Source organism: Streptomyces sp. NPDC048411 (assembly GCF_040704695.1).
Taxonomy (GTDB): domain Bacteria; phylum Actinomycetota; class Actinomycetes; order Streptomycetales; family Streptomycetaceae; genus Streptomyces.
The window spans coordinates 1-7,984 of sequence record NZ_JBEZKL010000214.1; the positions used below are offsets into that span (position 1 = coordinate 1).

General features: G+C 70.9%; 7 protein-coding genes and 1 pseudogene. 5 read left to right on the top strand and 3 right to left on the bottom strand.

Annotated elements, in window-relative coordinates:
• Positions 1–191: 191 nt before the first annotated feature.
• A pseudogene (locus tag AB0915_RS37010) lies at positions 192–589 on the top strand (alpha/beta hydrolase); the annotation flags it as partial.
• A 69-nt stretch (positions 590–658) separates the two neighbouring features.
• Positions 659–1,141, top strand: coding sequence for a DoxX protein (locus tag AB0915_RS37015; protein ID WP_366695506.1), 483 nt, complete (start codon positions 659–661; stop codon positions 1,139–1,141).
• A 225-nt stretch (positions 1,142–1,366) separates the two neighbouring features.
• Here the strand turns inward: AB0915_RS37015 and AB0915_RS37020 are convergent, their stop codons facing one another.
• On the bottom strand, positions 1,367–2,302 hold the full coding sequence (locus AB0915_RS37020) for a LysR family transcriptional regulator (RefSeq protein WP_366695494.1): 936 nt from the start codon (positions 2,300–2,302) through the stop codon (positions 1,367–1,369).
• A 161-nt stretch (positions 2,303–2,463) separates the two neighbouring features.
• On the opposite strand from AB0915_RS37020, the gene AB0915_RS37025 reads away from it, so the two are divergent.
• Positions 2,464–2,766, top strand: coding sequence for a muconolactone Delta-isomerase family protein (locus AB0915_RS37025; protein WP_366695496.1), 303 nt, complete (start codon positions 2,464–2,466; stop codon positions 2,764–2,766).
• Between the two features lie 330 nt (positions 2,767–3,096).
• Here AB0915_RS37025 and AB0915_RS37030 read toward each other — a convergent pair whose 3' ends face one another.
• Entirely contained in the window at positions 3,097–3,675 is a 579-nt protein-coding gene (locus AB0915_RS37030) for a helix-turn-helix domain-containing protein (protein WP_366695498.1), read from the bottom strand.
• A 156-nt stretch (positions 3,676–3,831) separates the two neighbouring features.
• Here AB0915_RS37030 and AB0915_RS37035 point away from each other — a divergent pair, with 156 nt between their 5' ends.
• Positions 3,832–4,593, top strand: coding sequence for an SDR family oxidoreductase (locus AB0915_RS37035; RefSeq protein ID WP_366695500.1), 762 nt, complete (start codon positions 3,832–3,834; stop codon positions 4,591–4,593).
• 458 nt (positions 4,594–5,051) lie between these two features.
• Here the strand turns inward: AB0915_RS37035 and AB0915_RS37040 are convergent, their stop codons facing one another.
• Positions 5,052–5,918 carry a helix-turn-helix transcriptional regulator gene (locus AB0915_RS37040; protein WP_366695502.1) on the bottom strand — a complete coding sequence of 289 codons (867 nt, stop codon included), beginning with the start codon at positions 5,916–5,918 and terminating at the stop codon, positions 5,052–5,054.
• Between the two features lie 85 nt (positions 5,919–6,003).
• Between AB0915_RS37040 and AB0915_RS37045 the strand changes: the two genes are divergently transcribed.
• The gene (locus AB0915_RS37045; protein WP_366695504.1) at positions 6,004–6,786 is read left to right on the top strand and encodes an SDR family oxidoreductase; all 783 of its coding nucleotides are present in this window, start codon (positions 6,004–6,006) and stop codon (positions 6,784–6,786) included.
• Positions 6,787–7,984 lie beyond the last annotated feature (1,198 nt).

Consider the following 7,984-nt stretch of genomic DNA (forward strand, 5'->3'; position numbering starts at 1 on the left):
ACCCGCACACGGTGACCGCCTCCCGCTGCCCGGAGAAGGACCCCGGACGGCGCGTCACATCACAACAGGGCAAACGTTGCCTGATCCGGCACTAGTTTTCGGAACTGCCCCCGCAGCCCCGGTGCGGGGGACGTGGCATCGGCGGCGTTCTTGCCGCCGCGCCATGCCCGTCCCCGGTGAGAGGCCGGATCATCACCGACCAGAACCCAATCGCGCCCGTCACCCCCGTCCTGGAGCCGGCCGCGGCCGAGTTCGCGCAGGCCACGGCGAAGCCGCCGTTCCTTTTCCAGATCGCGCCGGCCGAGGGCCGCAAGCCGTCGACGAGGTGCAGTCCGGTCCGGTCGACCCGCCTGCCGTGGACGAGGAGTGGGTGACCGTGCCCGGCGGCCCCACCGGTGAGGTCCGGGCCCGCATCGTGCGGCCTGCGGGGGCTGCGGGTCCGCTCCCGGTCGTCATTTACATCCATGGCGCGGGCTGGGTGTTCGGCAACGCGCACACCCATGACCGCCTGGTGCGCGAACTCGCCGTCGGGGCTGCGGCGACCGTGGTCTTCCCCGAGTACGACCTGTCCCCCGAGCACCGCTACCCGTGTTCGTGCTGCACCTCTACCAGTCCGCGGTCCTCAACCGGGCCGCCGTCCACGCCGCCGGGTTCACCCGTGGCGGGCCTGCTGATCGCCGGACACGGCGTACAGAAGGTCAGCTTCCGCTTGAGTGGCAGCGGGCTGGCCGGCGGGACCCAGGAGTTCCGGCACGACGGCTTCCGCGGCGGGGCGCTCACCGCCCTCGCCGCGGGAGCCGGCCAGATCGGCTCCGGCCCCCTGCTCGCCGCCGTCGGCGCGATCGGCGTGATGACCGTCGCCGTCACCGTCAAGTGGCCCAACGGACTGTGGGTGCAGAAAGACGGCTACGAATACCCGCTGGTCCTCATCGCCCTCGCCGCGGCCCTGGCCTTCACCGGCCCCGGACGCCACTCCGCCGACCAGGCCCTGGGCCTGCTGCCCTGGTCCGCTTGGTGGGCCGTGACCGCCGTGGCCGTCGGCGCGGGCAGCGGACTGGCCGTACGGGCCCGGCTGCACCGCCACGCCCCGCTCGCCCCCGTCCCTTCCGACAGGCCCTCCGAAGGAGATCGTCCCCGATGACCACATGCTCCGCCTTCTCCCGGCGCACCGCCCTGGCCAGTGCTGCCGCCGCGGCCGCCGGCGCCGCCGGACTGACCGCGGTTCCGGCCGCCCCCGCCGCAGCTGCGGAGACCGCGAGCACGCCCGGACAGGGCGTTCACCCGGATGCCGCGGGTGGCGTACTCGATTGCGAGGGACTTGGTCACGGACTGCACGCCGCCCTTGGTGAGAGAGGCGAGGTCGGCGCTACGAGGCAGCGGAGTGCCGGTGCGGATCGCCGTCAGGAAGCCACATGTCGTCACCGCGCAGGCCGAGGTCTCCGACGCCCTCGCAGAGGGCCTCGACGACGGCGAGCACCGAGGGGCGTACCTCGTCGGCCCGCCGAACCAGGGACCACGTCCAGTGGACCTCAGGTGCCACCACCGGGCGGCGGACCAGGTCTGGCGGCAGTGGAGTGGTCTGGCCCTTGGGGGAGTTGATGACCGGTCGCCCGATGCGGCGGACGTGGTCGAAGAAGGCGGGGCCGGTGATGCCGTTGTCCGAGATGTGTTCGACCCGGGCGCCGGTGGCACGGGTCAACTCTTCGGCGTAGACGTTCCAGGACGACCACGAGGTGGTGTCGTCGTCCACCAGGACGACGGTGTCATGGGCGCGCACGGAGCCGGTCGCGGTGCCCGTGGACACGGCGTAGAGCCGGTCGGCTCCGATCAGCCGGGCGGTGAGATCCTGCCGCTCCAGGTCCTCGGTGCGCACCCAGCACACGGCGAGGTCCAGGCTGCCGTCCGCGACCCGGGTGGCCTGGGCGTGGGAGGGGGCGACCCACGTGTCGAGGTGCACCCGGGCCACCGGGGAGGTGCGGGCGGTGAGATCGGCGGGTAGCCAGTTGACGTAGCCCAGCCGCACCGGATCCGAACCGGACAGCCGACCCGCCATCCGCTGGAGGTCCTCGGCCCGGTCCAGCAGGGCCCGCGCGTGCGGAAGCAGCGCGGTGCCGGCCGGGGTGAGCGCCACCGAGCGCCGGTCACGATCGAACAGGCGCAGCTTGAGATCGCGTTCGAGGGCCTTGATCTGCTGGGACAGGGACGGTCCGGCGATCAGCAGTCGCTCGGCGGCCCGGCCGAAGTTCAGCTCCTCGGCCACCGCTACGAAGTACCGGAGTTGACGCAGCTCCACGTTCCTCATGCTACGGGCCGTGAGAGCCCGCGCCTCTCACCCGAGAGGACACGAGTCGTGGCACACACTCCGCCCCCGCACGCACGATGAGCACATGATGCCGCTCCGGGACGACGGAGCGGAGACAGCGCCCGGGCCCCGCCCGGCGCGCGAACGAACGGAGCCGGACGATGCATGAGTTCCTGGTCGAGATCACCACCACCATTCCCGAGGGCACCTCTCAGGAGGAGGTTGACCGCCTCCGCGCCGCTGAGGCCGCCCGCGCCCGCGAACTGGCCGCCACCGGCCATCTCGCCCGCCTGTGGCGCCCCGTCGGCGAACTCCGCAGCATCGGCATCTGGCGGGCTACTGACGAGAACGAACTCCACGAGAAGGTACTCGGCACCCTCCCGCTGCGCCCGTGGATGACGCCCAGGGTGACTCCGCTCGAACCCCACCCCAATGACCCGGGCAATGGGTTTAGTACCCGCTGACGCACGCCACGCTCTGCTGATCTTTTGGCTGGCTTCGTTCGTTTCAGAAACTGGGCTTGCCAGGCACTTGGGGAGTCCCTGGGCGACCCGTTTGCCGGGTGCGACTTCGTGACTGAACCAAAGCGGTTTGGACGACGTGCCTGACAGAATCGAAGCCGGTCGGCCGAGTGGCAACGGCTTGCAAGGCGGCGTTGACCACCCCCAGAGCGGCCGGGAGGGTTTGCTTGATGTCGTCCCTAGGCCGGTGCTCGGCGCTGCCCACCTGCGGGCTGGTGATCACGGTACAGGGTGCCGGAAAAGGGTCGTTCGCCGAAGTGTCCGGGGCCGGCATCAGCCGGTCACGCCGTACCTGAGTCCGTCGAGGGTGAGGTCGAGAAGGCGTTCCGCCTGCTCGCGCTGCTCGGGCTTTCCCGAGGCGAGGGCGACGCCGGTCAGGGCGGCGAACAGGTCCGTCGCGTCGATGTCCGTCCGGACCGTTCCGGTGGCGGCCGCGGCGTTCAGGAGCGTGGCGAGGGCGGTCATGATCAGCTCTCGGCTATGGGCGTAGGGGTTGACGCCCGAGTCGACGACCGCGCGGAGGGCCTCGGCCATCCCCAGCTTGGCATTGGCGTAGTCGATGAAGCGCCCCATCCAGGCGCGGAGCGCCTCATGCGGCGGCAGGGCCGCCAGGAGGCCGGGGGCGGCCTCGCACAGCCGAGTCAGTTCGCTGCGGTAGGCGGCCTCGATCAGCACTTCCCGGGTCGGGAAGTTCCGGTAGAGGGTGCCCGAGCCCACGCCTGCTTCCTTGGCGATGCGTTCGAGGTGTGCGTCCAGCCCGTCTTCCGCGAAGACACGCACGGCCGCCGAGAGGATCTTCTCCCGGTTTCGCCGCGCGTCGGCCCGCAACGGGCGCCCGCTGTCTGTGGTCATGAGAGGGCTCTTTCGTCGCCAGGGATTGCTAAGTGGCGGCGCCTCCAGTTACAGTCGATTAACCGGCGGTGCCTCCACTTGTGAGTGTAGGGCACGTACCGCCGTCATCCGCGGAGTGCGGGCCAGTCCACATAGAGGACAGAGAGGACAGAAACGATGAGCCTCCCGCTCGAAGGCAAGGTCGCTGTGGTCACCGGGGGTGCGTCCGGCGTCGGCCTCGGAATCGCCCGGGAATTCGTCGACCAGGGTGCCCGCGTGGTCATCACCGACCTCCAGCAGCAGCCCCTGGACGAGGCGGTCGCCAAGATAGGACCGCACTGTGCGGGCATCGTGGCCGACGTCACCAAACTCGCCGACATGGAATCCGCGTACGGAGAGATCAAGAGCCGGTACGGGCGGCTCGACGCGGTCGTGGCCAACGCCGGAATCGGCGTACATGCCCCGCTTGGGCAGATCACCGAGGAGCAGTTCGACCGGACCTTCAACGTCAACGCCAAGGGGGTCCTGTTCACCGTCCAGCCGGCTCTGCCGCTGCTGCGGCCCGGCGGCACGGTCGTCATCATCGGATCGACCGCCTCCATCCAGCCCCCGGCGGCCATGGGTCTGTACGGCGGTGCCAAGGCCGCCGTGCGTGCCTTCATCCGTTCCTGGATCCAGGACATCAAGGGCTCGGGGATCCGGATGAACGTCCTCAGCCCCGGTGCGGTCGACACCGAGTCCCTGCGGAGCGCGCTGGAGATGGCGCATGGCGCCGAACAGGTCGGCGCCACCGTCAAGCGCATGGGGGAGGGCAACCCGTCCGGCCGGATCGCCGATCCCCGCGAGATGGGCAAGGCCGCGGCGTTCCTCTCCAGCGATGCCTCCAGCTTCATCACCGGCGTCGAACTCTTCGTCGACGGCGGCATGGCTCAGGTCTGAGACGTCAAGCCGTCGGCGGCGCGCCGGCGCCCCGGAGTCCGGGCTGCGACGGCCGAGCCCCGCTCGGGGGCTGAGCCGACGTCCGTACTGTTCAGCGGTCACGGTGGCGCCGGGCCCTTTGCCTTGGGGACGTGCCCATGGATCGTGTCGCGCGCGATGCCGAGGAACCCGGTGATCGAGGCGAAGGCGATCTCGGGACGGGCGAGAATTCGCGGGTGTGGCGGATCTGTTCCTCGGCCACCGTCGGCGGACGGAAGAGTCGGGCGCCACGGGCGTGGGCGCCGTCCAGGTACTCGTTGGTGTTTCCCGGACGAACCTCACGCGCCCTACGGACGCATGGAAGACCAGACACATGACCGTCCGATTCGTAGCGACCGCGCCCACGGAGCGCCACGTCGAACGCCGGCCGGACCGGATCGACTCCGTCCGGCAGGGCGGAGTGCCGAACCTCGGCACTCCTACCGAGGGCTGCGGTGCTGCCGGTGGTCGCCGGCCTCGGCTCCCAGTACGTTCAGGAGTGCCAGGGCATCGGCGTCAGGGGATCCGGGCGGGGCGCTGTAGAGCACGAGGTGCTGGTCGCGGTCAGCGAGGGTGAGCCTGTCGCAGTCGACGGAGATCTCCCCGACGACCGGATGACGGAAGGTCTTCGTCAGCGTCGGCACGGGCTGCACGTCGTGCCGCTGCCAGAGCCGGGCGAAGTCGGCGCTGGCGCCGCGGAGCTCGTCGACGAGACCGGTCACGGCAGGATCCGTGGGATAGCGGGCGACGGTGGCGCGCAGCTCTGTGACGACCTGGTGCCGGAACTCGGCGGTGTCGGACAGCCCGTACAGCGTCGTGGCAGGTCGCGTCGGTCCGAGGAAGGCCCGGCGCGCGAGATTGCGGTCCTCCGGGGAGAGCTCGGAGAAATCCTCCATGAGCGCGGCCGCGAGGTCGTTCCACGCGAGCACCTCGAACGTCGCTGACAGGACGAAAGCGGCGGTCTGCGGCAGCCGCCCGATGAGCGCGAGGATGCTCGGGCGGACGTCGCGCCGGTGCAGCCGGGGACGGGTCGGCGCCGTGCCCGCGAGGACGTGGAGGTGGTCGGACTCGGCGTCGGTGAGCCTCAGCGCAGTCGCGATCCCGGCGAGCACCTCGCCCGACGGCCGTGGCGCCCTGCCCTGCTCGAGCCGGACGTAATACTCCGTGGAGATGTGCGCGAGGACCGCGGCCTCCTCGCGGCGCAGCCCCGGCGTCCGGCGTCGCGGTCCGGAGGGGAGGCCGACGTCCTCCGGGCGGAGCCGCTCGCGACGGCTACGAAGGAATGCCCCGAGCTCTTGCTTGTCCATCCCCCAAGTCTGCACGCCGCACGGCAAGCCACCCTGGTACTACCTGTGCCTGTATCCGTCCCGGGGCCCGCCGAACACTGTCCCCATGACGCACAGCAACGACACCGCACCCATCGGCCTGCTCACCGGAAAGGTCGTGCTCATCACCGGCGCCAGCCGCGGCATCGGGGCAGCCGCAGCCCGGCTCTTCGCCGCCGAAGGCGCCGCCGTCGTCCTCGCCGCCCGTACCACGGACGCCCTTGACCGCATCGTCACCGAGATCCGCGCCGACGGCGGCTCGGCCGACGCCGTCCCCCTGGACCTCGCCGACCGCGCGAGCATCCTCGACGCAGTCGCCCGCGTCGAGGGGCTCCACGGACGGCTCGACGGTGCCTTCAACAACGGCGCGGCGATCCAGCGGCCCGGCCCCCTCGACACCACGAGAGAGGAGGACATCGACGAGCAGTTCACCGTGAACTTCCGCTCGCACTGGACCGCCATGAACACCGAGGCCGCACTCATGCGACGCAACGGCGGCGGAGCGATCGTCAACACCTCGAGCATCGGCAGCCGCCGCGCGAACCCTGCCCTCCCCGCCTACGGCGCCATGAAACGCGCCCTCAACAGCATCACCCAGACAGCGGCCGTGACCTGGGGCCGTGACCGCATCCGGGTGAACGGCATCACTCCCGGCGGCACCGCCACGGAGATGATCGACGCGTGGGAAAAGGCGTCCCCTGGGATCACCGAACGCAATAACGCGGCCACCCCGCTCGGCCGCATGGCCCAGCCCCGCGAGGTGGCCGAGGTCGCCGCCTGGCTGCTCAGCGACCGCGCCTCGATGGTGACCGGCGCCATCGTACCGGTCGACGGCGGCGCAGGCGCCTGAGTGGCGGAACGCGGCCGTCGGCGCGACTTGTCGCACCAGGTGGTACGGAGGGCGTCTGCGGGGAGGTAGGCCCGTACTGGCGGACCACGTAGTCCTCGGCCCGTTCACTGTGGAGGGCGCCGAAGGGAGAGGCTGGACCGAACCGCCTGTCGTGGGGATGTGCCGGGCGTGGCCCGGCACAAGGGAGGCCCGCGGCGGCCGAGGCCGCCAACGGCGGATGGTCACTCAAGGTCCAGGACATACTGACTGGCAACAGCGGCGTGATCGACGCGTGCGCGTGCCGCCAGGCCCCAGCAGTTCGGCGGGGCACGTCCGCGGTCACCCTCGACCGGCTGGCCGAGCACCGACCTGAGGCTTCACCGGCCGGATGTCCCCGGCGTTTGCCCCGTGCCTGCCGGGTGTCGCCAGAACGGTTCGACGGAGATCGTGTTCGGCAAGGAAAGCCATGGCGACGGCCGCATAGTAGGCCGCGCCAGCACACCGCACTTGTGCCGGGCGTGCGCGCAGCGCCCGGTGGCCGTCTGCGTGAGCTGCGGACATGCACCGGCGTTTGCGCCGGGAACCCTCGGTGCAGCACCTGCACATCTGCGCCGCTGGTGGCCTGCGTCCGGTACGGGCAGCAGCGGCGATGCCGGGCACGATATGCCGCAGGCAACCATCGTTCCGCCGCACCCTCGCACGCAAGCTCCGCCGCCACAGCCTGCCCGCCCACCCTTGCCGGAACACCGCGCGTCTCGCTCTCGCCAGCGACCTGCCTGCCTCCGGTCTCAGTGAAACGTTGGGCATCAGCATCACCTCCGCCTTGCAGTGGACCCGTCGGGCCACCCGCGACTGGAACGCCTACCTGAGCTCGCGGTCCACGCGGACAACCGGCACCAGCCACCGTGAACAAGCTCGCTCAGGAAGGTGGAAGCGCCTCACCGCACCCCGGTGAGACGTCGGACATCGCATCGACACCCTCTTCCGCCTCGCAGCAGCACGCACCGTACGCCGCTTACCGGCGCTGCCCAGGCACCGTCGCCCTCGTGCGACCTGATCGGCTAGGGCCTGTTCTGAGTTCCCCGTCGTCCGCGCGAAGCGCGGGCGCAGCGGTGGTCGGTGCGTGCGATCGGCATGCGGTGTCGCAGGTCATGTGGCGGAGCCACCTGTCCTGCGGCGCCGTGCGGCGAGTGTGCGTGCCGGGCGTCGGGGCGCAGGC